Here is a 24455-nt window from a genome sequence, read left to right as displayed (position 1 = left end):
GAAAGCGGAGCGATGGATTGCTTCGCTTTGCTCGCAATGACTATGGAACGCCAGCTTTGTTCCGTGTATGTTCTCCCGCATGGAACGACGACTCGCTCCCGCCATACAAGGACGTGGTGCGCAGGGCGCAGCGGTGCCCACGCGCTTCGGTCTCGCCACGTGCGAAGAAGACGGCGACTGGCGCGACTATATGGAACAGTTGGTCGCCCCCGGTGAAGGCCCGCCGGTAAAACTGCGCACCGAAGTGACCGAGGAATTCCCCAAGACCATCCTCAGTTTCAACCAGTCGCCCGACGTGCCCTTCGACCGCTCGGTCAACGTCTATCGCGGCTGCGAGCATGGCTGCGTCTATTGCTTTGCGCGGCCCACCCATGCCTATCACGACCTCTCGCCCGGGCTCGATTTCGAAACCAAGCTGTTCGCCAAGCCCAATGCGGCGGAACTGCTGCGCGCCACGCTGGCCAAGCCCAAATACCGCCCGCGCCCGCTGGCGATGGGGACCAATACCGATCCCTACCAGCCGATCGAGGCGCGCTACCGGATCACGCGGCAGGTGCTCGAAGTGTGCCTCGACGCGCGCCACCCGGTGACCATCACCACCAAGTCCGACCGCGTGCTCGCCGATCTCGACCTGCTGGCCGAACTGGCCGAGCGGCGGCTGGTAGCAGTGGCGATCTCGGTCACCTCGCTCGACCCGAATCTCTCGGGCAAGCTCGAACCGCGCGCGGCGGCGCCGGCCAAGCGGCTGCAGGCGCTGGGGACACTGGCCGCCGCGGGGGTGCCGACGCATTGCTCGGTCTCGCCGATCATTCCCGCGATCACCGATGAGTTCATGGAGGAAATCGTCCAGCGCGCGGCTGCGCTCGGGGTCGACAGCGTCGGCTGGATCCCGCTGCGGCTGCCGCACGAAGTCGCCCCGCTGTTCCGCGAATGGCTCTCGGTCCATTATCCCGAGCGCGGCGACAAGGTGATGGGCATCGTCCGCTCGATCCGCGGCGGGCGCGACAACGATCCCGATTTCAACACCCGCATGAAACCCACCGGCGTGTGGGCCGACCTCTTCCGCGCGCGCTTCCGCCTGGCCTGCAAGCGCGCCGGAATGGGCAAGGCGAAGTTCGAGCTGGATTGCACGCAGTTCAGGCCGCCCACGTTGGGCGGTCAGATGCGGTTGCTATGACAGCCTCCCCACCCTGGGGAGGGGGACCGCCGAAGGCGGTGGAGGGGCACATCCTATGATCACAGGGCCACGGGAAACGGTCAAACGTTCACGGCAGTTACGCAGCGAAATGTCGGTGCCCGAACGAATTCTTTGGCAACACCTTCGCGGCCGCCAGCGCGGTCACAAGTTCCGACGCCAGCATCCTGCCGGCGTTTACATCATCGACTTCTATTGCGCGCGGCTGCGGCTCGCCATCGAGATCGACGGCTGGGCGCATGACAGCGCGGAAACGATAAAAAGGGACCGGGCCAAATCGGCGTTCCTGCGCTCGCAGGGAATCGCAACCACGCGGATCCCAGCCGCGGCAGTGATGGACGATATCGAAGCGACGATGACGCGCTTGCTGGAAATCTGCGACGCCCGAGCGAGCGACATGCCTGAGCGGTGAAGGTGCCCCTCCACCACTTCGTGGTCCCCCTCCCCGTACCGGGGAGGCTAGAAGCCCTCACCCGCTTCGCCCGGCGCAAAGCGCATCAGGCGGCTGTCCGCGAGCGCGGCGGTGCGGTTGACCACTGCCTGCTGGTATTCGGGATCCTTGATCATTGCGAAGAAGGCACCCGAGTTTGGGTATTGCGCGACGAAACCGTCGTGCCAGCGCTTGGCGTCGGGGCCGGTCACCATGGTCTGGAAGCTGCCGCGCCAGACCATCGTGCCGCCCACGCGGCGGAAGATCGGGCCGCTGGTCTTGCCGTATTCCTCATAGGCGCGCCGCCCGCTCCAGCCCTTGCCGGCGTGTTCGTGACCTTCCGGATATTCCGCCTGCTCGCGATATTCGAGCAGGTTGAGCATGTGGATCGGCTCGTCGCGCGGCAGGTCCTTGAACGCCTGGAAGTTCGCGGGGCTCGGATCGATATAGCTGTCGGCCATGGTCAGATCTCCAGCGCGTAATCGCTGAACCGTTCGCGCAGGTCCTTCTTGCTGATCTTGCCCGTCGCGGTGTGCGGGATGTCGTCGACGAATTCGACCGCATCGGGCAGCCACCACTTGGCGACCTTGTCGGACAGGAAGTTGATCACCTCTTCCGCGGTGACTTCCTTGCCTTCCTGCTTGACCACGAACAGCACCGGCCGTTCGTCCCACTTGGGATGCATCATGCCGATGGCGGCGGCTTCGGCGACCGCCGGGTGACCCACCGCGGCATTTTCGAGTTCGACCGAGCTGATCCATTCGCCGCCCGACTTGATCACGTCCTTGGTCCGGTCGGTGATCTGCATCGTGCCGTCGGGATGCAGGATCGCCACGTCACCGGTGTTGAACCAGCCGTCCGCATCGATCGCGTCTTCCTCGGCCTTGAAATAGCGCTTCACCACCCACGGCCCGCGAATATGCAGCGCGCCCGAGCTTTCTCCGTCACGCGGCAGCACCTTGGTCGGATCGTCGAGATCGACCGTGCGCAGTTCGACACCGAAGATCGGGCGGCCCTGCTTCATCGTCTTCTCGACCTTCTGGTCGAAGGTCAGCTGGTCCCAGTCGGTCGTCGGTCCGCCAACGGTGCCGATCGGCGAGGTTTCGGTCATCCCCCAGGCATGCTGGACGCGCGTGCCGTTCTTCATCAGCCGTTCGATCATGAAGCGCGGCGCGGCCGAACCCCCGATAGTCGCCGCGCGCAGCTTGGGCAGTTCGAGATTGTTGGCGTCGCAATACTGGAAATGCGCCAGCCACACCGTGGGCACGCCTGCGGAATCGGTGACCTTTTCGGTCTTCATCACCTCGTCGAGTACCGCCGGGTCGTTGACCGCGCTGAAGACGAATTTGATCCCCGCCATCGCTCCGGCATAGGGCAGGCCCCAGCTGGCCGCGTGGAACATCGGCACCACTGGGAGCATCACCGATGACGCGGTAAAGTTGAAGGTCGACGGCTGCAGTCCGGCCAGCGCATGCAGCAGGGTCGAGCGATGTTCGTACTGCACGCCCTTGGGATTGCCCGTGGTGCCGCTGGTATAGCAAATCATGCAGGGATCGCGCTCGTCGCCATCGACCCATTCGAAGTCGCCGTCCTGTTCGCCGATCCAGTCTTCGAAGCTGGTCGTGTGCTCGCCGCTGTCGAAGCAGATGTAATGTTCGACCGTGGGCCATTTGTCGCGCATCTTGTCCACGATCGGCTGGAACGCCGCATCATAGATCATCACCTTGTCTTCGGCGTGATTGACGATGTATTCGAGCTGGTCTTCGAACAGGCGCGGATTGCAGGTGTGCAGCACGCCGCCCATCCCCGCGACGCCGAACCAGCTGACCAGGTGGCGCGCGTGGTTCATGGCGAGGCTGGCGACCTTGTCGCCCTTGCCGAGGCCCAGCGCCTGCAGCGCCTGGCTCATCTTCTTCGCATCCCGGCGCACGCCCGCCCAGTCGGTGCGGGTCTCGCTGCCATCCGCCCAGCGGGTGACGATTTCACGGTTCGGGGCTTCCCGGGCTGCGTGATCGATCACATGCGAGATCCGCATGCTCCAGTCCTGCATCGCGCCAAGCGACATATGTATTCCTCTCCATTCTGGTCATTGCGAGGCGCCGAAGGCGGCGCGGCAATCCAGCTTCACACGTCGCAAATCGGAGCGACGGCGGGAAATGGATTGCTTCGCCTGCGGCTCGCAATGACTTTGTTCTCAAGCGACGAGGCGCAGGTTTGCCTTCCCCCGTCGCGCGGTTAACTGCACCTTGGCAAGGCCGGGCACGCTTGCCAAGCGTTCGGCGAGCTCGCCGTCGATAGAAAATGTTCGGCCCAGCCGCACGACAGGCGGGGTGGGGTCGCCGGTGAGCAACGTGGCGACCGCCTCGTCGCCCCCCTGCCCGCCTTCGCCCAGCGCCAGCGCCAGCTGCGTCACCGCCTCGACACTCTCGACCTCCAGCGTCAGCAGCATCGCCATGCTCCCGCGCACTGCGTCGAGCGGGACCGCCCCGCGCACAGTGATGCGCGGCGGTTCGTCGGGGCTCGGGCTGTCGAGCTCGACATCGAGCTTCACGCAGGTGCCATTCCTGGCCCATTCGAGGAACTTCTCGACCAGCCCCTCTTCGAAACAGGCGGCGCTGAACTGGCCGGAGGCGTCGGAGAAATCGGCGCGGATGAAGGGCTTGCCGCGCTTGGTCGTGCCCTTGCTGGCGCTTTCGACCTGCACCGCCATCACCGCGCCCATGCGGCCGCCACCGGGCACGCCGCCGGACATCAGCGAGGCGTGCGAACGCGCGCCCTGCGCGCTGGCAATCTCGCGATAGGCGGCGGTCGCGTGCTGCTTGAAGGAGAAGCCCATGTTCTCCTTCTCGCGGGCGCGCGCCTCGCTGAGCGACCAGTCTTCCGCGTCCTTCAATCGCAGATCGTCATCGACCGCAGCGTCCTCGCCGCCGAACAGGCCCGCCTGGCCGCTCGATCGCTCGCGCTCGGCCGCGTCGGCCACGGCCAAGAGCATGTCCGCATTGGCCATCAGCTTGGCGCGGTTGGCTTCGAATTCGTCGAGCGCGCCCGCGCTGATCAATGCCTCGAGCTGGCGCGAATTCATCGATCCCTTGGGCAGGCGTTCGAACAGGTCCTTGAGGCTTTCGAACCGGCCGGCAGTCTCGCGTTCCTCGACGATCGCTTCCATCGCGCGTTCGCCGACATTGCGGATCCCCGCCAGCGCATAGCGCACGGCGTAACCATCGTCGGTCTGCTCGACGGTATATTCGGCCTCCGAGTGATTGAGCGAGGGCGGCAGCACCGTGATCCCGCCGCGGCGCGCGTCGTCGACGAAGATCGCCAGCTTTTCGGACTGGTGCATGTCGAAACACATCGAGGCGGCGTAGAATTCTTCCGGGTAATGCGCCTTGAGCCACGCAGTCTGGTAGGCGAGCAGCGCATAGGCGGCGGCGTGCGACTTGTTGAAACCGTAGCCGGCAAACTTGTCGATCAAATCGAACAGCGCATTGGCCTCGGCCTTCTCGATCCCGCTGACTTCCTTGCATCCGGTGACGAAGCGTTCGCGCTGGATGTCCATTTCGGCCTGGACCTTCTTGCCCATCGCGCGGCGCAGCAGATCGGCGTCGCCGAGCGAATAGCCGGCAAGGATCTGCGCCGCCTGCATCACCTGTTCCTGGTAGACGAAGATGCCGTAGGTCTCGGCCAATATGCCTTCGAGCTTGGCATGCGGAAACTCGATCGCGACCTCGCCTGCCTTGCGCTTGCCGAACAGTGGGATGTTGTCCATCGGGCCCGGGCGGTAGAGCGAGACGAGCGCGATGATATCGCCGAAATTGGTCGGCTTCACTGCAGTCAGCGTGCGCCGCATGCCTTCCGATTCCAGCTGGAACACGCCCACCGTGTTGCCCGCCTTCATCAGTTCGTAGACCTTGGGATCGTCGAGCGGCAGCTGCGACAGGTCGATATCGATCTCGCGCCGCTTGAGCAGGTCGACCGCCTTCTTGAGCACCGACAGCGTTTTCAGCCCGAGGAAGTCGAACTTGACCAGTCCCGAGCTCTCGACATTCTTCATGTCATATTGCGTCACCGGCATGTCCGAGCGCGGGTCGCGGTAGAGCGGCACGAGCTTGGCCAGCGGCCGGTCGCCGATCACCACCCCCGCCGCATGGGTCGAGCTGTTGCGCGGGAAGCCTTCGAGTTGCATCGCCAGGTCGACGAGACGCTTCACCTCGTTGTCGTTGTCGTATTCGTTCTTGAAATCGGCCGCTCCATTGAGCGCGCGTGGCAGCGTCCACGGGTCGGTCGGGTGATTGGGCACCATCTTGCACAGCCGGTCGACATGGCCGTAGCTCATTTGCAGGATGCGCCCCGTATCGCGCAGCACCGCGCGCGCCTTGAGCTTGCCGAAGGTAATGATCTGCGCGACGTGGTCGTGGCCGTATTTCTGCTGGACGTAGCGGATCACCTCGCCGCGGCGGGTTTCACAGAAGTCGATGTCGAAGTCGGGCATCGAGACGCGCTCGGGATTGAGGAAGCGTTCGAACAGCAGGCCCAGCTGGATCGGGTCGAGATCGGTGATCGTCAGCGACCAGGCGACGAGGCTGCCCGCACCCGAACCACGCCCCGGCCCCACGGGAATGTCGTGGTCCTTGGCCCATTTGATGAAGTCGGCAACGATCAGGAAGTAGCCCGGGAAACCCATCTGGTTGATGATGTCGACTTCGAACTGCAACCGGTCGAAATAGACCTTGCGGTCCTCCTCGCTCATCTCGCCATAGGGTGCGAGCCGCGCCTCCAGACCCGCGCGCGCATCTTCCTCCAGCGCGCGCGCCTCGCCTTCGAGGTCGCCCGCGAGGCTGGGCAGGATCGGCTTGCGATAGGGCGGCGCATAGGCGCAGCGCTGCGCCACCACCACGGTGTTTTGCACCGCTTCGGGTAGGTCAGCGAAAGCCTCCTCCATCATGTGGTAGGTCTTCACATAGCTTTCGGGGTTCGACCGCGCGCGTTCCTCCGCATCGACATGCGTCGAGCCGGCGATGCACAGCATTGCGTCATGCGCCTTGTGCATGTGCGGTTCGGCGAAATTGGCGGGATTGGTCGCCACCAGCGGCAGATCGCGCGCATAGGCGAGATCGACCAGCGCGGCTTCGGCGCGCTCCTCGATCGGATCGCCGCGCCGTGCCAGTTCGATGTAGAGCCGGTCGGGGAACAGCGCCTGCAGACGACTCAGCAAGGCATCGGCATGGCTCTGTTGGCCTTCGGCAAGCAGCCGCGTGACCGCGCCTTCGCTCGCACCGGTGAAGGCGATCAGGCCGTCGGTACGGCCATCGAGGTCGCCGATCCGGACATGCGGTTCGAATTCGAGCGGGCGTTCGAGATGCGCCTTCGACACGAGGTGGCACAGATTGTCGTACCCCGCCTCGTCCTGCGCGTAGAGCGGCAGGTAATCGACCTGCTTGCCTTCCGCCCCTTCGTCGCGGCTTGGGCGCGCCACGCCCAGCAGGGCGCCGATGATCGGCTGCACGCCTTCGGCCTTGCAGGCATTGGCGAACATGACCGCGCCATACAGGCCGTTACGGTCGGCAATCGCGATAGCGGGAAAGCCGCGTTCCTTCGCCAGCTTGGCCATCGCCTTGGGGTCGATCGCGCCTTCGAGCATCGTATAGGCCGACAGGATACGGAACGGGACGAAGGGCTTGAAGGACATCAAGCCAATATGCGGTGCGGGAGGGGATTCGCCAACCCGCGCGCGCCGCGCTTTCCTCCGTTCCGTCACCCCGGTCCGGATGACGGGTTCGCCGCCGCCTAGAGCAGCTTCTCAATATCCTTGGCGATCGTCTTGGGCGCGTCGGTCGGGCCATATCGCTTCGCGACCTGGCCTGAACGGTCGATCAGGAATTTGGTGAAGTTCCACTTGATCGCCTTCGATCCCATCACGCCGGGCTTTTCGCGCTTCATCCAGTCGAACAGCGGGCTGGCATTGTCGCCATTGACGTCGACCTTGGCCATCAGCGGGAAGGTGAGGCCGAAATTGACCTTGCAGAACTCGGCGATCTCGCCCGCATCGCCCGGCTCCTGGCCGCCGAACTGGTTGCAGGGGAAGGCAAGCACTTCGAAGCCCTTGTCGCGGTAGTCCTGGTAGAGTTCTTCCAGCCCGTCATATTGCGGAGTGAAACCGCATTTGCTGGCAGTGTTGACCACCAGCAGGACCTTACCCAGCTTTTCCGAAAGGGCGAGCTCGTCGCCCTTGTTCGTGGTGACGGCGAAATCGGCGATAGTGGTCATGCGGGGCTATTCCTTGCAGCGACGAACAAGTGGGACAGGGTCTGCACGCGCGGCGCTGGCCGCACAAGGGCGGCCATCGCCGGCGCGCAGAGCGCCTATTCAGCCGGCAGGGAAATCCGGACGCTGCGACAGGCCCGCTACCTCGGCAGCGTGATATTCGCGGTCGCCCGCCTTCTCGATGCAATATTGCGCGCGTTCGTCTTCGGGCATCAGCATCATGTGGCGGATCAGTTCGGCGAAAGTCCCGCTGCGCAGCCCCTTGGCCGCGTCGAGCACGCCGTCGCCGTCATCCACGCGGTGCAGGCTGGCACGGTCGTCCCATTCGATGCCGTGGCGGTGGTTGTCGTCGCCTTTGAAAGTGCTGGGGTGGTCGGTCATTGAAATCTCCTTCGCGAGACCAACGACCGAAGCGGCTTGCGGGTCCGCTAAGCCAGCACGCCGTCGTGCAGCCGGACCACGCGGTCCATCCTCTGCGCCAGGCGTTCGTTATGCGTCGCGATCAGTGCTGCGCTGCCTTCGCCGCGCACCAGCCCGAGGAATTCGGCGAGCACCTTGTCTGCGGTGGCCTCGTCGAGATTGCCAGTCGGTTCATCGGCGAGCACGAGATCGGGCTTGTTCGCCAGCCCGCGGGCAACCGCGACACGTTGCTGTTCGCCGCCCGATAGCTGGCTCGGGCGATGATCGAGCCGATGCCCGAGCCCCAGCGCGATAAGCAATTGTTCGGCGCGGGCCTCTGCCTCGCCATGCGAGCGGCCGGCGACAAGCTGGGGCAGGACGACATTCTCGCGCGCATCGAAATCGGGGAGCAGGTGATGGAACTGGTAGACGAAGCCGAGATGGTCGCGGCGCAGCACGGTGCGCGCGCGCGAGTTCGATTTTTCCGCCGAATGACCGCCAATGACGATCTCGCCGCCGAACCCCCCCTCGAGCAGGCCGACCGCCTGGAGCAGCGTCGACTTGCCCGACCCCGAAGGCCCGAGCAGCGCGACGATCTCGCCCGGGCGGATCGCGAGGTCGACCCCGCGCAGCACGTCGATCCGCTCGCCGCCCTGCTCGAAGCTGCGGGTAAGCTGCTTGAGCTCGACCACCGGTTTCACGCCCATATTACTCATAACGCAGCACCTGCACGGGATCGGTGTTCGCCGCCTTCCACGCGGGGTAGAGCGTGGCGAGGAAGCTGAGGCCCAGCGCGAGCAAGGCGATCATGGTCACTTCGCTGCCATCGACCTTCGACGGGATCGTGGTGAGAAAGCGATATTGCGGGTCCCACAGATTCTGTCCCGTCAGCGCGCCGATCGCCTGCACGATCTGTTGCCGCCCGGCGAGGATCGAGAAGCCCAGCGCAAGCCCAACGACTGTACCGATCGCGCCCACGGTAAATCCGGTGGTGACGAAGATTTTCATCAGGCTTTGCCGCGAGGCGCCCATGGTCCGCATGATCGCAATGTCGCGCGTCTTGGCACGCACCAGCATGACGAGGCTGGAGAGGATGTTGAATGCCGCCACCAGCACCATGAAACTGAGCGCGAAGGCCATCGCCGCGCGTTCGACCTGCAGCGCCTCGAACAGTGTCGCGTTGATGGTCTTCCAGTCGGCAACCACCGCCCTGCCCTCGACCGCGCGCTGGACCGGCTCGAGGATCTCGCCGACCTCGTCGGCATCCTCCACCGTTACCTCGATCATGCCGACCGTATCGCCGATCAGCATCAACGTCTGCGCGTCCTGCATCGGCATGACGACGAAGGCCCCGTCATAATCATAGACGCCGACCTCGAAAATCGCCGCGACTTCGTAGCCGACCTGGCGCGGGACCGTGCCGAAAGGAGTCGAACGACCCTGCGGGTTGATGATCGTGATCGTGTCGCCGACGCGGGCGCCGATGTTCTCGGCCAGCCGAATCCCGATCGCGACCTTGCTCGCGCCCGCTTGCAGCGCATCGAAATTGCCGCTGACCGCCTTGCTCGCGAGTTCGTCGATATCTTCGGCAGTGTTGCCGCGCACGATGATCGCCTCGACGCGTCCGTTGAAGCTCGTCAGCAGCGGCTGTTCGATCAGCGGGCTCGCATCGACCACGCCCGGCGTCTGGCGCACTTCCTCGAGGATGTTCTCCCAATCGTCCATCCGTCCGCCATAGGCCTGGACGATGGCATGGCCGTTGAGGCCGACGATCTTGTCGAGCAGTTCGGCGCGAAATCCGTTCATCACGCTCATCACCACCACCAGCATGGCGACCGACAGCATCACCACGCCGATCGAGATGCTTGCCACCAGGGCAATGAAGGCCTCGCCCTTGCCTGGAAGCAAATAGCGTTTGGCGATAGTCCATTCGAATGGGGAGAGGATCAAGACGGCCCTGGTTTATGGCTGCGGAGTGCAGCGCGTTTAGGCAGGCAATCCTTGCTGCGCAATGAAATCGTGTCGGATGGGCGGGCATTGGTCGCACTGCCCTTGTAATCGGTTCGTAACACCGCCATTGGGCGCGCATCCCGATCAGCCGCGGCGGACAGGCCTTTCGATGAACCTCACGCACCCGTTTCTAGACGAGGATGGCGACAAGTTGCGCGAAGAGTGCGGCGTGTTCGGCGCAGTCAACGCGACCGATGCTTCCGCCGTCACCGCCCTGGGCCTCCACGCGCTGCAGCACCGCGGCCAGGAAGCCGCGGGTATCACGAGTTTCAACGGCACCGAATTCTTCACGCTGCGCGGGCTGGGCCATGTGGCGGACAATTTCTCCAGCCAGGAAGCGATCGCCGAACTGCCCGGCATGATGGCCGCAGGCCATGTCCGCTATTCGACCACCGGCGGGTCGGGCCTGCGCAATATCCAGCCGCTCTATGCCGATCTTGCCAGCGGCGGCTTCGCGGTGGCGCATAATGGCAATATCTCGAACGCAGGCGTGCTGCGCGAGGACCTCGTGCGGCGCGGGTCGATCTTCCAGTCGACCAGCGACACCGAGGTCATCATCCACCTCGTCGCCACCAGCCGCTACCCCACGATCATGGACCGGCTGATCGATGCGCTGCGGCTGCTCGAAGGCGCCTATGCGCTGATCGTCATGACGCCCGAGGGCATGATCGCCTGCCGCGATCCGCTGGGCATCCGTCCGCTGCAGATGGGCCGGATCGGCGATGCCACGCTGTTCGCCTCGGAAACCGTCGCCTTCGACGTCGTCGGCGCCGAATTCGTCCGCCAGGTCGAACCGGGCGAAGTGATCAAGGTCGATTTCGATGGCAATGTCGATTCGCTGCACCCGTTCGGCAACCATTCGGCGCGGCCCTGCATCTTCGAGCATGTCTATTTCAGCCGTCCGGATTCGGTGTTCGACGGGCGCAGTATCTATGCCGCACGCAAGGCGATCGGCGCCGAGCTTGCGCGCGAGACTCCAGTCGAGGCCGATCTGGTCATTCCCGTGCCCGACAGCGGCGTCCCCGCAGCGATCGGCTATGCGCAGGAAGCGGGGATCCCGTTCGAACTGGGCATTATCCGCTCGCATTATGTCGGGCGCACCTTCATCCAGCCCAGCGACGGCGCGCGCCATGCCGGCGTCAAGCGCAAGCACAATGCCAACCGCGCGCTGGTCGAAGGCAAGCGCATCGTCCTGATCGACGACAGCATCGTGCGCGGCACGACCAGCCTGCAGATCGTCGAGATGATGCGCGAGGCCGGGGCCACCGAAGTGCACTTCCGCGTCGCCAGCCCGCCCACCGCGCACAGCTGCTTCTACGGCGTCGATACGCCCGAGCGCAGCAAGCTGCTCGCCGCGCGGATGGATGTCGAACCGATGCGCGAATTCATCAAGGCCGACAGCCTCGCCTTCGTCTCGATCGACGGTCTCTATCGCGCGGTCGGCGAAAAACCGCGCAATTCGGCCTGCCCGCAGTTCTGCGACGCCTGTTTCACCGGCGACTATCCCACTTCGCTCACCGATCTGATGCGGCGCGAGGACAAGCAGCAGCAGCTCTCCTTCACTTCCGAACAGGTCGCCTGATGGACCAGCCGCTCGCCAATCGCCTCGCGCTCGTCACCGGGGCAAGCAAGGGGATCGGCGCCGCCACCGCGCGCGCGCTGGCCGCCGCCGGGGCGCATGTGGTGCTGACCGGGCGCGACGTTCCCGCGCTAGAAGCGGTCGAGGATGCGATCCACGCAGTCGGCGGGGCATCGACCATCGCCCCGGTGGACCTTGCCGAAAGCGACGGGCTGGCGCGGCTTGCCTCGGCCATTGCAGCCCGCTGGGACAAGCTCGATTATCTCGTGATTTCCGCAGCCTATCTGCCGGCCCTCACACCGGTTACGCAGATCGACGGCAAGCAGCTCAGCCAGGCGCTGACCGTCAATTTCCTCGCCACGCAGGCGCTGCTGGCCAATTTCGACCCGCTTCTCAAACGCGCCGAGGCAGGCCGGGTGATCGGCCTGACCAGCAGCGTGGGTGCCAGCCCGCGCGCCTATTGGTCCGCCTATGGCGCGACCAAGGCGGCGTTCGACAATCTGCTCGAAAGTTATGCGCAGGAGGTCGAGAAGATCTCCAAGGTTCGCGTCGCGCTGGTCGATCCGGGCGCAACGCGCACTGCCATGCGCGCCAAGGCCTACCCGGGCGAAGACCCGCAATCGGTCAAGGATCCGGCCACGGTCGCCGACCGTCTTGTCGAATTGCTTGTTAACGATTTCACCGGCTTCCACCGCGAGCGCGTCGACGGGTGAATTAACCAGCTTCGGCGACGAATGCTAAACCCTGATCCGCGATACTCGTTAAATCCCGTTGCGCATACGCCGGGTCACACTTCATCCGGATTGATCGAGGAGGGGCGCCCGTCATGATCCAACATTCGCAAGATCCATACACGCTGGCCGCGCAGGAAGACCGCTGTGCACCGCGCGCCAAATTGGCCATCCCCGGCCAATTGCGCGCCAGTGGCGGACGCGCTTTCCAGACCGTGATCCACGACCTGTCGGTATCGGGCTTTTCCGCCGCCGCGCTCAACCGCATGCATGAAGGCCAGCTGTGCTGGCTCACCCTGCCCGGGCTTGAATCGCTGCAGGCGCAGGTCGTGTGGTGGGAAAACTCGATGGTCGGCTGCGCCTTCAGCGAATTGCTGGGCTCGATCGTCCACGACAACATTCTCGCCCGCTACACCAGCGAAGGCGCCGCCTACCGGCCCTACTGAGCGGCGAGACGACCCGGGGACGGTGCGCCGTTACCCGGGCACCGCCACCCTGCCCGTCCCTAGTCCTCCAGCGTTTCGACCAACCTGCCCACCAGCGCGCGGAACCCGTCACGATGTGCGCGGCTGGTCGCGGTCGGCCAATTGCTTACCACGGCCACGACCAATTGCTCTTCGGGTACGATGGTTATCGCCTGCCCGAAAATCCCCTGTGCGCCGTACATGTCGCCGGGATAGGTCCACCACTGGTAGCCGTAACCGAAGCCGGGGGCCTCGGGCGCGAAGTCGACCAGCGGCGAGCCCGCCTTGGCGAACCAGCCTGCGGGCACCACGCCCTCCCCGCCCTCGAGCGCGAACTGGCCCATGCGGGCATAGTCCGACAATCGCAGCGAGAGGCAGCAGCCACCGATATTGCCGCCGGTCAGGTCCTGCATCCAGAACAGCCCGCCCTCGAACCCGGCGGGCTCGACGATCTTCTCGGCCGCATAGGCCGCGAGCGACTGGCCGGTCGCCTGTTCGACGATCAGGCCGAGCAGATTGGTCTCGAGCGTCTTGTAGACCCATTTCTCGCCCGCGGGGGCCTCGCGCGTCAGCGTGCGGGCATAGGTCACGGCCTGCGATTCGCCCGCCACCGGGGCCACGCCAAGCATCCGCGCGACATCGCTGTCGGGATCGGTATAATCCTCGTTCCATGCCACGCCCGAGGTCATCGTGGCGATCTGGCCGACGCTCACCCCGTCATAGGCGGTGCCTGCCAGCGCGGGAATGATGTCGGTGACCGGCGTATCGACGCTGGCGATCGCACCATCCTCGATTGCCGCCCCCAGCAGGGTCGAGGTAAAGCTCTTGGCCACCGAGAAGCTGGTCCACCGCCCGGTCGGCCCGAAACCCAGACCGTAATCCTCGAACACGATCGCACCGTCCTTGAGGACCATGACACCGGCCGCCTGCGTTTCGGCCATATAGGCACGGATATCCGCCTGCAGCGCGGCGGGCACGCGGCCTTCCTGCCGCGGCAGCGTGCGGACCGTATTGGCAGGTGCCACTTCGAGCCCGGGGAAGGCAGATTCCATATCGCGGAACGCAGCCGAGCGGCGCGCGTCGTTCCAGAACAGGATCGAATCGCCCGGATCCAGGCTCGCCATTTGCGCGGGCATCGACTGGGTTACGGCCGGCGGTGCCGGGGGTGCGGTCGCGACATCGCCATAAGCCGTCGCGCAACCGACCAGCGCCAAGGCCGCCGCCGAAATCAATAATCCACGCATTACATCTCTCCCTCTTTCACCAGTGTAACCTGGTGGACGTCGATCCCGCCACCGCGAAACCCGCCTTCGCAATACATCAGGTAATAGCGCCATAAATCGCAGAACTGCTCGTCGAATCCTTCGGGCAGGTGTCCTGCGGCAGCCGCCGCGTCGAAATTGTGCCGCCAGTGTTCGAGAGTGGCGGCATAGTCGCCGCCGAAATCGCGCTGGTCCTGCCACGCGAGCCCGCGTTCCTCCGCCAGCCGGCGAAATTCGCTCGTGCGGATCAGCAGCCCACCGGGGAAGATGTAAGCCTGGATGAAATCGGCGCTCTTGGCATAGGCATCGAACAGATCGTCGCGCATCGCGATATACTGGATCGCCGCGCGCCCGCCCGGTTTCAGATTGCGCGCGATGCAGTCCATGAAGGTCGGCCAGTATTCGCGCCCCAGCGCCTCGACCATCTCGACGCTGACGATGGCGTCGAACTGGCCTTCGCAATCGCGGTAGTCCTGCTTGCGGAAATCGGCCCCCGCACCGTGGTGCGCGGCGGCCCAGGCCAATTGTTCGTCGGACAGGCTGATCGCTGTGACGTTTGCCCCGCGCGCGGCGAGGAAGCCTGCCAACCCGCCCCAGCCGCAGCCGATCTCGAGCACCTTGGGCGCTGCGCCGATACGCGCGGCCAGCGCGTCCCACTTGCGCCGCTGCGCCGCCTCGAGGCCATCCTCGCCAGGCTCCAGCGCCGAGGAATAGCTCATCGTCGGATCGAGCCACGCCTCGTAGAAATCATTGCCGAGGTCGTAATGCGCGCTGATATTCTTCCGCGCGCCTTCATGCGTGTTGCGGTTGACCAGATGCGCCAGTTTGAGCGCGTGGCGGAACGGACCCTTGGCGCGGGCGGTATCGCCCAGCCGCGACGCGTGCTGCATGAACAGCGCGAACAGCGGGACCGGGTCGGGGCTCCACCATTCGCCCGCCTCCCAGGCCTGGTACCAGCCGACCGAGCCATTGCTCGCCAGCCGGATCAGCGCATTCCAGCTGCGCAGCTCGACCTCGCATTCGAATCCCGGTGCATGACCGCCCAAAGTGCGGCGGCTGCCATCGGGCAGGACACCGTGGATGGTCCCCGATGTCAGCGCTGCGTCGATCCTTCCAAGGATCCTCTCGAAACCGGGTGCCACCAACCGCGCGAACCAACCGGGCCGGCGCGCAAAGCGCTGTGATCCGGCGATAAGGTCGTGCGTGCGGGGGGTAGTCGGCATATCCATCTCGCGCTCCTATTGCGCGGCGCGGCGGCGGACGCAAGCTAGCCTTTGGCCGACCGGTACGCCGCCAGTGCCCGCTCGCGCGCTTCCCTATGACCGATCATCTTGACCGGATAGTCGCCGCGCTTCTCGTCGGGCGGGTCGTGGATGCAATCGTCGCCCAGATCGGCCAGTTCGGGGACATATTCGCGGATGTAATCGGCGGCGCAGAACTTCTCGCTCTGCGTCAGCGGGGCCATGATCCGCACGAACATGTTGCTGTCGACCCCGGTGCCCGAAATCCACTGCCAGTTGACGCCGTTATTGCCGAAATCGGCATCGACCAGGCAGTCCCAATACCATTGTTCGCCGAAGCGCCAGTCGATCAGCAGATGCTTTACGAGGAAGCTGGCGCAGATCATCCGCACGCGGTTGTGCATCCAGCCGGTGCGCCATAGCTGGCGCATCCCCGCATCGACCACCGGATAGCCGGTCATGCCCTTCTGCCAGCATTCGAGGTCCTGCGCGATCAGATGGCCCGCATTGGGGTTTCGCCACAGCGTGCGTTCGTCATAGTCGCGGTAGCTTTCGCGCGGGTAGTCGGGGAACTGGTCGATCACATTCTGCGCATAATCGCGCCAGATCACCTCCTTGGCGAAGGTGTTCCAGCCGTCGCTGCGCTTGTCCTTCAATGCGTGCCACACCTGCGCGGGACTGATCTCGCCCCAATGCAAATGCGGCGAGAGGCGCGAGGTGGTGTCTTCGGACGGCAGATTGCGGCCCTCGTCGTAATCTCCCACCACAGCGGCCCACCAGTCGAGCCGGTCATGCGCGGCGTCCTCGCCGAAGTCCCAGAAATCGCGGATGCCGTCCGCCCAGTCGGGATTGGTCGGCAGCAGGTCCCAGTCGCCAAGGTCGTCGCTGTCGGGCCAGCGACCGGGTGAGGACAGCGTCTCGGGCTCGGGCAGCGGGTCGCGCGGGGGCATCACCTCCAGCATGGATTTCGCAAACGGGCTGTAGATCTTGTACGGATCGCCCGAACCGGTGGTCACGCTGCCGGGCGGAAGCAGGTAATTGCCGTCGTAGAGGCACAGCCTGCGCTCCTCGCCCCCCGAACCCGCAAGCGCATCGCGCAATTCGTCCTCGGCTTCCTTCCACCACGGCTCGTAATGGCGCATCGCGTGGATGCAGATGGCGCCGGTTTCGTCGGCGAGCGCGGCGAGCACCTGCGGGGCGTCGCCCCGGCGCAGCACGATCCGCGAATTGCGGCCGCCGTAGCTCTTGCCGAGGCATTCGAGCGAATGATGCAGCCAGACCTTTGACGCCCCTCCATAGGCATGATCGCCGCCGCGCTGGTCGTCATACACGAACACGGGAATGACCGGCCCGGCCTGCGCCGCGGCATGAAGCGCGGGCTGATCGGCCATGCGCAAATCGCGCCGCAGCCAGACGATGTGGGGTGCAGTCATGCCGTTCTAACCGCCGGGTGCTGGCGTGGGTTCCGTTTGCACGCCGGGGCAGACCCCCGCGGGCAGTTCGACCGAAAAGCGATCGCCTACCCGCGGATCGTAGAAGCGCGCATCACGCAGCCACAACGAGCCATCCTCGCGCGGCTCGATCAGCGGGGTGCGTGCCCAGAACAGAAAGGCGTCGACCGCGCTATCGCCTGCCCGCGCCGCTGCCAGATCGCACCGGTCGAGCGGGACCCCGGGCAGCGTGGTGTTTTCGCCGAGCGTGTACAGCCCGTTGCCGCCGCTGATCATCTCGCGCGCGAGCGGGTTGAACGGCACCGGGCTGGCGATCACGGTTGCGGTGCCGGTCGGGCTGGCCGTGAGCGCGTTTTGGTCGGCTGCGGTGATCACGGCGTTGAGCCCGATATAGGCGAGCGCCGCCGCGAGCGCCGCGCGTGCCGGCCTGCGCCACTCCCCACCCCGCTTTTGCCGCCGGAGCGAGAACCATGTGGCGAAGCCCATCAGCAGCCACAGCCAGATATCGATGATGAACAGCGTGTCGCCGTAGAACCAGCGCGAGGAAAACGGCTCGAGCAGGCGGATGCCGTAGACATTGAGCCAGTCGAGCGCGGGATGCGTCAGGCAGCCGAGCAGCGCTAGCGCGTAGAGCCACTTGAACCTGACCGGTAGCCTGTCCGCAGGCCGCTTACCGCGCCTCGCCTGCCAGCGGTCGAAGCCGTAGATCAGCCCCGCCAGCACCAGCGGCAGCAGCACCCAGGCGATCGGTCCATGCGTGATCCCGCGGCGGAAGCCGAGGTGTTCCACCCCGTCGAGCCAGAACAGGCAGGCCGCATCGACATCGGGAAGGTTCGCGCCGATGATCAGCGCGGGCATCGCCAGCCCGGTCTTCCGCTTGAGCCCCGCCTGCCCGATCAATGCCCCGACGAGGCTGTGTGTGAGATTGTCCATTGCGCGCGAGTGTTAGCTCGCCCCGCCCAAAAGAAAAGGGCGGCAGGTCAGCCCGCCGCCCTTGTCCCATCGGTTCAGCCTCGATCAGGAATCGGACGTCTCGCCGCGGCGTGCCGCAGTGAATTCGCGGCGGTCGAGATAGGTGTCGCCGTCCATGTCGTAATAGAAGAAGCTGTCAGCGGCTTTGTTGATCGTGTCGGCCTTCAGCTCGGGCTCGCCCTGGTCGTTGATCGCCTCGTGCTGCGGATTGAGCGGGATCGCCCAGATCGCATATTCGGCGACCGAGAGCTGGTCGTCGTCATTACGGTCGAGATAGCCCCAGGTCATGTTCTGGCGCAGGCGCATATTGGTCTCGCCATCGCGTTCCTGCGACGCGGCATCCATTTCCTCGCGCTCGTCATCGGTCATGTCCTGCGAGGCGTCGGTAGCATCGGCCTGTGCGACCTGCTCGTTCACCACCTCGTCGCGATAGGTGCGATATTCGCTGCGGAAGGCGTCGGAATCGAACGCATCGCGGCGCGTCTGCGCATCGTCGCCCAGCATGTAATCGCGCGTCATGGGATCGTATTCGTCCACTATGGCGGTTTCGGTATCGGCCATTTCGCTGCCGACTACCGGGTCCTCGGCCACGTCGTCGCCGCAGGCGGCAAGCGCCAGCGCAAGCGTGGACAGTGCGGTCGTCTTGATCGAAATATTCATGTCTTCTCCATTGGTTGAACGGACCCTGCAGCGGCAGGGATATGTCCAACCAACGGAGCCGAACCGCGATCGGTCCGAAAAACTGCGAAATGCTGTCAGCGCGTCAGACGGGATCCTGCGCGGTGCCGTCGACGGTCCAGGTCTGGCCCTTGCCGAGCAGCTTGGCGAGATTGGCCTCCTTGCCCTGGCTCGCGGCGGCCTTTTCGGCCATCGCGGCGGCTTCGAAGGTCGGGCGCGGATCGTCATAGAGCACGCCCAGCGCCATCGGGAACGGCCCGAAGGGCATTTCGACGAGCATATGCGCGATCGAGCGGTTGGTGACATCGTGGACGATCACGCCCGCGGCCTCCCAGTCGCCATCGACCACATCGACCACCTTGAGCTCGAGCTTGTCGCGGTCGAGCGCGATGCCCTTGGCATCCTTCGCGAACAGCATCGGCTTGCCGTTTTCGAGCCACAGCTGCTGGTCCTCGGCGCCCTTGGGCGCAGCGAAATCGTTGAACACGTCCTTGTTGTAGACGATGCAGTTCTGGAAGATCTCGATGAAGGCGGCACCCTGGTGCGCATGCGCGGCTTTGAGCACATCGGGCAGGTGCTTCGACACGTCGAACCCGCGGCCGACGAAGCGCGCGCCGGCGCCCAGCGCGAAAGCGGCGGGGCGCGCGGGATGGTCGTAGCTGCCAATCGGGGTCGAGGGCGACTTGGTGCCCTCGCGGCTGGTGGGCGAGGCCTGGCCCTTGGTGAGGCCGTAGATCTCGTTGTTGAACAGCATGATCTGCATGTTCACGTTCCGGCGCAGGACATGCATCAGGTGATTGCCGCCGATCGACAGACCATCGCCGTCACCGGTCACCAGCCAGATATCGAGATCGGGATTGGCCAGCTTCGCGCCCGTGGCGAACGCGGGCGCGCGGCCGTGGATCGTGTGGAAGCCGTAGCTCTCGACGTAATAGGGGAAGCGGCTCGAACAGCCGATGCCGCTGATGAACACGGTGTTGGCCGGGTCCGCGCCCAGCTGCGGCAGCGTGCGCTGCACCGCCTTGAGGATCGCGTAGTCGCCGCAACCCGGGCACCAGCGGACCTCCTGGTCGGTTTCCCAGTCCTTGAGCGTGGTTTCGATCTTTACGGGTGCGTTCACGAGCCGAGCTCCTGCGATTGCGGTGACGACTGGTTCTTGAGCGATCCGTCGTCATGTCCGGATTCCAGATGCGGCAACTGGTCGTCATTGACCGGGACCTCGCCGCCTTCATTGCCTTCGACGCCGTCGAAATACTTGCCGATCGCTTCTTCCATCTCGGCGATCTGGAAGGGCTGGCCGCTGGTCTTGGTCAGCGGTGTCGCATCGACGAGGAACTGGTCGCGCAGCACGGTCTTGAACTGGCCGGTGTTCATTTCGGGCACCAGCACATGCTCGAACCCGCGCAGCAGGTCGCCGAGGTTCTTCGGCAGCGGCCAGATGTGGCGCACATGGATGTGGCTCACGTCGCGCCCCTGACGGCGCGCATTGTCGACCGCGCGGTGGATCGGGCCGAACGTGCTGCCCCAGCCGACGACCGCGAGCTTGCCCGAGGTGTTGCCGAGACACACTTCCTGGTCGGGTACGGCGATGCCGTCGATCTTGCCCTTGCGCAGGTCGGTCATGCGCTGGTGGTTGTCGGGCGAATAGTCGATATTGCCGCTCAGCTCGTGCTTCTCGATCCCGCCGATGCGGTGCATCAGGCCGGGCGTCCCGGGCTTGACCCAGGGCCGCGCGCCCTTCTCGTCGCGCTTGTACGGCAGGAAGGTCTCGGCCCCCTGATCGTCGACCGCGTTCTTCTCGGTCAGGAACTGCGCCGGGAACGGTTCGAACGTGGCCGGATCGGGCACTTTCCACGGCTCGGCGGCATTGGCGATATAGCCATCGGTGAGCAGCATGACGGGGGTCATGTATTGCACCGCGATGCGGCAGGCCTCGATCGCCACCTCGAAGGCATCGCCCGGGCTGCTGGCGGCAATCACCGGCATCGGCGCATCGCCATTGCGGCCATAGACCGCCTGGTAGAGATCGCTCTGCTCGGTCTTGGTCGGCAGGCCGGTCGAGGGGCCCCCGCGCTGCGAGTTGACGATCACCAGTGGCAATTCGGTCATGATCGCGAGACCCATCGCCTCGCCCTTGAGCGCAATGCCCGGACCCGAAGAACTGGTGATGCCGAGGCTACCCGCATAGCTGGCACCGATGGCGGCGCAGATCGCGGCAATTTCGTCTTCCGCCTGGAAGGTGGTGACGTCGAATTCCTTGAGCCGCGCGAGATGGTGCAGGATCGCGCTGGCGGGGGTGATCGGATAGCCACCGAAGAACATCGGCAGGCTCGCCAGCTGTGCGCCCGCGACCAGGCCCAGGCTGACCGCTTCGGCGCCGGTGACGGTGCGATAAAGCCCCGGCGCGCTGGGCACCGGATCGATATGGACCTGCTTGAGCGGCCCCGCGAGCTCGGCGGTTTCGCCATAGGCATGGCCCGCATCGAGCGCGGCGATATTGGCATCGGCGATTTCGGGCTTGGACTTGAACTTGGCCTTGAGCCAGTCATGGATCGGTTCGCGCGGACGGTCGAACATCCACAGCGCGAGGCCCAGCGTCCACATGTTCTTGGACCGCAGCGCATCCTTGTTGCCCAGGCCGTAGGGCTTGACCGCCTCGATCGTCTTTTCGCTGATGTCGAAGGCAAGCAGGTCGTACTTGGCGAGGCTGTCATCCTCGAGCGGATTGGCCTCGTAATGCGCCTTGTCGAGATTGCGCTTGGTGAAAGCGCCGGTGTCGGCAATCACCAGCCCGCCGGGCTTCAACGCCGCGATATTGGTCTTGAGCGCCGCCGGGTTCATCGCCACCAGCACATCGGGCGCATCGCCCGCGGTGTTGATTTCGCGGCTACCGAAATTGATCTGGAAGGCCGAGACGCCGAACAGCGTGCCCTGCGGCGCGCGGATTTCGGCGGGGAAATCGGGGAAGGTGGCCAGGTCATTGCCGGCCAGCGCGGTCGACAGGGTGAACTGCCCACCCGTCAGCTGCATGCCATCGCCGGAATCGCCGGCGAAGCGCACAACGACGCTTTCGGGGGTTGCGGGGAGGCCGTCCTGCGGGGCGGTGGCGGCTGTTGCCATCCGGATATTCCTTGTCTGCGCCATCGCTTGCGGCGCCGTTTCCAATGGGAAGCGCCACCTAGGGCGCGCCCCATCCTCTCGCAATGAAGTTTCTCTGCTAGGCCAAAAAAGCCGCATGGAAAAGCGCTGCGAACACGCTAAGTCCCAAAAAGAAACGCATATGGGAGAGAACACGATGGCCGATACCGAACATTATGTCCGCGACGATGTACGCGGGTTCCTCGACATGCTCGAAGCGATGGGCAGCAAGGGGGTCGAGGAAGTCGGTGCCGAAGAAGCACGCCAGCAGATGCGCGCTATGGGCGCGGTGGCCGAGGCCGCGCCGCGGACGATGGCGGTGCAACGCGATCTGACGTGCCCCGGTCCCGCGGGCCCGATCCCGCTGCGCTTCTACGACGTCAAGGCCGAGCGCGCGCCCGGCCCCTGCGTGATTTTCATCCACGGCGGCGGTTTCGTGATCGGCGACCTCGAAGTCTATCACGCGCTGTGCACCGAGATTTCGCACCATCTCGACCTCCCGGTAATCTCGGTCGACTACCGGCTCGCGCCCGAACACCCCTTCCCCGCCGCGCCCGACGATTGCGAGGCGGTGGCGCGCTGGCTCGCCGCATCGCCCGCCGAGCTTGACCGGACGATCACCGGTCTCGTCATCACCGGCGACAGCGCGGGCGGCAATCTGACCATCGTCACCACCAACCAGCTGATGAACGAGCCCGCCGACGTACCGGTAATCGTGCAGGCCCCCATCTATCCGGTCGCCAGCGACACCTCGCAGCACAGCAGCTTCGCGATGTTCACCGAAGGCTTCCTGCTGACCGGCGCGGCGATGGCCTGGTTCAACGATCAATATGGCGGGGATGCGGGCGATCCGCGCCACACGCCGATGGTTGGCGATTGCACGAACACCCCGCCGACCGTCGTGTGCACCGCGGGTCTCGATCCCTTGCGCGATTCCGGCCGGGAATACGCCGCACATCTGGTGCAACTCGGCACGGAAGTGGTCTATCTCGAGTTTCCCGGGATCATTCACGGGTTTACCACGCTGAGAAAAGCGATACCGAGCGGTCAGAGGGATCTCGAAGCGTTCCTCGACGCGACGAAACTGATGGTGGAGCGATACAGGTGAGCGAAACGCTGGGATACCGCCCGTGTGTGGGTGTGATGCTGGTTAACGGTGACGGCAAGGTGTTCGTCGGGCGCCGGATCGACAATAAGGAAGGCGATTGGTGGCAGATGCCGCAGGGCGGTGTCGACGAAGGGGAAGACCTGCGTGACGCCGCGCTGCGCGAGCTGGGCGAGGAAACCGGGGTTCGTCCCGAGCACGTAACCATCCTCAAGGCGATGGACGAGCCGATCCGCTACGACCTTCCCGAAGAACTGATCGGCAAGTTATGGGGCGGCAAGTACCGCGGGCAGGAACAGGTGTGGTATCTGGCGCGGTTTGCCGGCGCGGATACCGACATCGACCTCGAAGCGCATGATCCGCCCGAATTCTGCGACTGGAAATGGGTCGAGGCGGAGCAGCTGCCCGACCTGATCGTGCCCTTCAAGAAACGCGTTTACCGCGCCGTGGTGGACGCGTTTCGCGAATTGGTCTGACGCCGCGCCAAACGCAGCCCGTGCCAGCCGGCGACACCGGCGATCATTGCGGAACTGGTTATGATCAGCCACTCGCCCAGAGTGCGCCGTTCATCAATGCCAACGAAAACGTAAAGCACCTGAATTGCGCCTGCAGCCACCAGCACCCATACCACCGGATGGTTAGCCCAGCTCCAGCGCCGGGAGAGCAAGGCCAGCGCCAGTGCGGCAACCATGTTCGGCAATGCTCCGATCACCGATAATAGAACCGAGACAAACCAGTACAGCCACCAAGGATATTGATATTCACGCACGCGCGTCACAGAGTTTTCGAAGCCCGCGACGGATGCTCCCTGAAGGATGAGAAAGCTTAGCAGCCCAATGCTACTAAACACGCCCGCGGTAATCGCCAAGACCCACATGATCTCGGCGGATTTCGAAACTCTTTGTGGCTGCATGCGACCTCCTTGCGGAGGTCAGTTAGCCTGCGAGGTAATACCGTTCGGTAAACTTGCCTCGGCCGTCTGTACGCGCGCCGGGGGTCCGGCGGCGATACGGGCATTGAGCTGCTGCGTTTCGGCGCAGCTCTGGCCGCACAGCGATTCCAGCTTGGCCAGGCTGCCGCGCGCCTTTTCGATCGCGCCCTTCTCGACCAGCGCCTCGCCCTCGCCCGCGATCGCGGCCAGGTTGCGCGGCTCGCGCGTCAGCGCTTCGCGGTAATAGCGGATCGCCTTGCCCTGCAGGCTGTCGGCACGGGCGGCTTCGGCGAGCCGCAGGAAGATCGGCGTATGCCCCGGATCGACCGCCAGCGCCGCCTCGAACGCGTCGATTGCGCCCTGCGTATCGCCTTGCGCCAGCGCCGCTTCGCCCTCGGCGATCAACACGGCCGCGCGCGGCGTCGGTGCGTCGTCCCCGGCCCAGCCAACGCTCGATGTCATGGCAAGCGCCAGCGAAAGGGCGGCGGCGGCGGGGGCAAAACGCATAATCGTCTCCAGCGGGGTCGTCCGTCGAATAGGTGGCGGGTCAGCCATAATTCTTATGGCTAACACGGGAAGTGGTCAGGCCCAAGCGTGATAATCCCGGT

At 64.9% G+C, this 24455-nt stretch carries 23 protein-coding genes; 7 read left to right on the top strand and 16 right to left on the bottom strand.

Features of this window, described 5'->3' with window-relative positions; all coding sequences use genetic code 11:
• Nucleotides 1-67: 67 nt before the first annotated feature.
• Together V6B15_RS05370 and V6B15_RS05365 are read left to right on the top strand one after the other, a co-directional pair.
• The gene (locus tag V6B15_RS05370; RefSeq protein WP_442969007.1) at nucleotides 68-1177 is read left to right on the top strand and encodes a PA0069 family radical SAM protein; all 1110 of its coding nucleotides are present in this window, start codon (nucleotides 68-70) and stop codon (nucleotides 1175-1177) included.
• Between the two features lie 55 nt (nucleotides 1178-1232).
• Nucleotides 1233-1607 (top strand): endonuclease domain-containing protein, encoded by a 375-nt coding sequence (locus tag V6B15_RS05365; protein WP_334200318.1) that lies wholly within the window; start codon nucleotides 1233-1235, stop codon nucleotides 1605-1607.
• Between the two features lie 47 nt (nucleotides 1608-1654).
• Here V6B15_RS05365 and V6B15_RS05360 read toward each other — a convergent pair whose 3' ends face one another.
• From V6B15_RS05360 to V6B15_RS05330, 7 genes are all read right to left on the bottom strand, one after another.
• Nucleotides 1655-2086, bottom strand: coding sequence for a DUF1330 domain-containing protein (locus V6B15_RS05360; RefSeq protein ID WP_334200317.1), 432 nt, complete (start codon nucleotides 2084-2086; stop codon nucleotides 1655-1657).
• A gap of 2 nt (nucleotides 2087-2088) precedes the next feature.
• Nucleotides 2089-3690 carry a long-chain fatty acid--CoA ligase gene (locus V6B15_RS05355; protein WP_334200316.1) on the bottom strand — a complete coding sequence of 534 codons (1602 nt, stop codon included), beginning with the start codon at nucleotides 3688-3690 and terminating at the stop codon, nucleotides 2089-2091.
• Nucleotides 3691-3819: 129 nt separating this feature from the next.
• Complete coding sequence (dnaE, locus tag V6B15_RS05350; RefSeq protein WP_334200315.1) at nucleotides 3820-7311, bottom strand: DNA polymerase III subunit alpha; 3492 nt, start codon at nucleotides 7309-7311, stop codon at nucleotides 3820-3822.
• 98 nt (nucleotides 7312-7409) lie between these two features.
• Nucleotides 7410-7889: a glutathione peroxidase gene (locus V6B15_RS05345; protein WP_253515433.1), complete on the bottom strand. Its 480-nt coding sequence runs from the start codon at nucleotides 7887-7889 to the stop codon at nucleotides 7410-7412.
• A gap of 99 nt (nucleotides 7890-7988) precedes the next feature.
• Nucleotides 7989-8267 carry a hypothetical protein gene (locus tag V6B15_RS05340; protein WP_334200314.1) on the bottom strand — a complete coding sequence of 93 codons (279 nt, stop codon included), beginning with the start codon at nucleotides 8265-8267 and terminating at the stop codon, nucleotides 7989-7991.
• Between the two features lie 47 nt (nucleotides 8268-8314).
• On the bottom strand, nucleotides 8315-9001 hold the full coding sequence (locus V6B15_RS05335; protein ID WP_334200313.1) for an ABC transporter ATP-binding protein: 687 nt from the start codon (nucleotides 8999-9001) through the stop codon (nucleotides 8315-8317).
• Nucleotides 8994-10235, bottom strand: a complete 1242-nt coding sequence (locus V6B15_RS05330; protein WP_334200312.1) for a lipoprotein-releasing ABC transporter permease subunit — start codon at nucleotides 10233-10235, stop codon at nucleotides 8994-8996. The genes V6B15_RS05335 and V6B15_RS05330 overlap by 8 nt, the downstream gene beginning before the upstream one ends.
• A gap of 169 nt (nucleotides 10236-10404) precedes the next feature.
• Here V6B15_RS05330 and purF point away from each other — a divergent pair, with 169 nt between their 5' ends.
• From purF to V6B15_RS05315, 3 genes are all read left to right on the top strand, one after another.
• The gene (gene purF, locus V6B15_RS05325) at nucleotides 10405-11877 is read left to right on the top strand and encodes an amidophosphoribosyltransferase (protein WP_334200311.1); all 1473 of its coding nucleotides are present in this window, start codon (nucleotides 10405-10407) and stop codon (nucleotides 11875-11877) included.
• On the top strand, nucleotides 11877-12587 hold the full coding sequence (locus V6B15_RS05320) for an SDR family NAD(P)-dependent oxidoreductase (RefSeq protein ID WP_334200310.1): 711 nt from the start codon (nucleotides 11877-11879) through the stop codon (nucleotides 12585-12587). Before purF ends, V6B15_RS05320 begins: the two co-directional genes overlap by 1 nt.
• Before the next feature lie 113 nt (nucleotides 12588-12700).
• On the top strand, nucleotides 12701-13051 hold the full coding sequence (locus V6B15_RS05315; protein ID WP_253515427.1) for a PilZ domain-containing protein: 351 nt from the start codon (nucleotides 12701-12703) through the stop codon (nucleotides 13049-13051).
• 59 nt (nucleotides 13052-13110) lie between these two features.
• On the opposite strand, the gene V6B15_RS05310 is transcribed toward V6B15_RS05315, so the two are convergent.
• The 7 genes from V6B15_RS05310 to V6B15_RS05280 all read right to left on the bottom strand — a co-directional run bounded on the left by V6B15_RS05310 (nucleotide 13111) and on the right by V6B15_RS05280 (nucleotide 21793).
• On the bottom strand, nucleotides 13111-14313 hold the full coding sequence (locus V6B15_RS05310) for a serine hydrolase domain-containing protein (protein ID WP_334200309.1): 1203 nt from the start codon (nucleotides 14311-14313) through the stop codon (nucleotides 13111-13113).
• The gene (locus V6B15_RS05305; RefSeq protein ID WP_442969006.1) at nucleotides 14313-15560 is read right to left on the bottom strand and encodes a class I SAM-dependent methyltransferase; all 1248 of its coding nucleotides are present in this window, start codon (nucleotides 15558-15560) and stop codon (nucleotides 14313-14315) included. The genes V6B15_RS05310 and V6B15_RS05305 overlap by 1 nt, the downstream gene beginning before the upstream one ends.
• 38 nt (nucleotides 15561-15598) lie before the next feature.
• Complete coding sequence (locus V6B15_RS05300) at nucleotides 15599-17005, bottom strand: cryptochrome/photolyase family protein (protein ID WP_334200307.1); 1407 nt, start codon at nucleotides 17003-17005, stop codon at nucleotides 15599-15601.
• A gap of 6 nt (nucleotides 17006-17011) precedes the next feature.
• Nucleotides 17012-17956: a metal-dependent hydrolase gene (locus V6B15_RS05295; RefSeq protein WP_334200306.1), complete on the bottom strand. Its 945-nt coding sequence runs from the start codon at nucleotides 17954-17956 to the stop codon at nucleotides 17012-17014.
• Between the two features lie 84 nt (nucleotides 17957-18040).
• Nucleotides 18041-18655 carry a hypothetical protein gene (locus V6B15_RS05290; protein ID WP_334200305.1) on the bottom strand — a complete coding sequence of 205 codons (615 nt, stop codon included), beginning with the start codon at nucleotides 18653-18655 and terminating at the stop codon, nucleotides 18041-18043.
• Between the two features lie 103 nt (nucleotides 18656-18758).
• Nucleotides 18759-19793: a 2-oxoacid:ferredoxin oxidoreductase subunit beta gene (locus V6B15_RS05285; protein WP_253515421.1), complete on the bottom strand. Its 1035-nt coding sequence runs from the start codon at nucleotides 19791-19793 to the stop codon at nucleotides 18759-18761.
• On the bottom strand, nucleotides 19790-21793 hold the full coding sequence (locus V6B15_RS05280; protein ID WP_253515420.1) for a 2-oxoacid:acceptor oxidoreductase subunit alpha: 2004 nt from the start codon (nucleotides 21791-21793) through the stop codon (nucleotides 19790-19792). The genes V6B15_RS05285 and V6B15_RS05280 overlap by 4 nt, the downstream gene beginning before the upstream one ends.
• Nucleotides 21794-21968: 175 nt before the next feature.
• On the opposite strand from V6B15_RS05280, the gene V6B15_RS05275 reads away from it, so the two are divergent.
• Together V6B15_RS05275 and V6B15_RS05270 are read left to right on the top strand one after the other, a co-directional pair.
• Nucleotides 21969-22919, top strand: a complete 951-nt coding sequence (locus V6B15_RS05275; RefSeq protein ID WP_334200304.1) for an alpha/beta hydrolase — start codon at nucleotides 21969-21971, stop codon at nucleotides 22917-22919.
• Between the two features lie 35 nt (nucleotides 22920-22954).
• Nucleotides 22955-23392, top strand: coding sequence for an RNA pyrophosphohydrolase (locus V6B15_RS05270; RefSeq protein WP_334201329.1), 438 nt, complete (start codon nucleotides 22955-22957; stop codon nucleotides 23390-23392).
• Here V6B15_RS05270 and V6B15_RS05265 read toward each other — a convergent pair.
• Both V6B15_RS05265 and V6B15_RS05260 read right to left on the bottom strand, forming a co-directional pair.
• The gene (locus V6B15_RS05265; protein WP_334200303.1) at nucleotides 23353-23829 is read right to left on the bottom strand and encodes a hypothetical protein; all 477 of its coding nucleotides are present in this window, start codon (nucleotides 23827-23829) and stop codon (nucleotides 23353-23355) included. The genes V6B15_RS05270 and V6B15_RS05265 overlap by 40 nt on opposite strands.
• An 18-nt stretch (nucleotides 23830-23847) precedes the next feature.
• A complete protein-coding gene (locus V6B15_RS05260; RefSeq protein WP_253515417.1) occupies nucleotides 23848-24354 on the bottom strand; it encodes a tetratricopeptide repeat protein in 507 nt (168 codons plus the stop codon).
• Nucleotides 24355-24455 lie beyond the last annotated feature (101 nt).

The sequence above is a fragment of the Qipengyuania sp. Mu-71 genome (assembly GCF_036867055.1).
Taxonomy (GTDB): domain Bacteria; phylum Pseudomonadota; class Alphaproteobacteria; order Sphingomonadales; family Sphingomonadaceae; genus Qipengyuania; species Qipengyuania profunda.
Note: the sequence above shows the minus strand (reverse complement) of the source record. Positions and strands in the feature narration are given on the sequence as shown.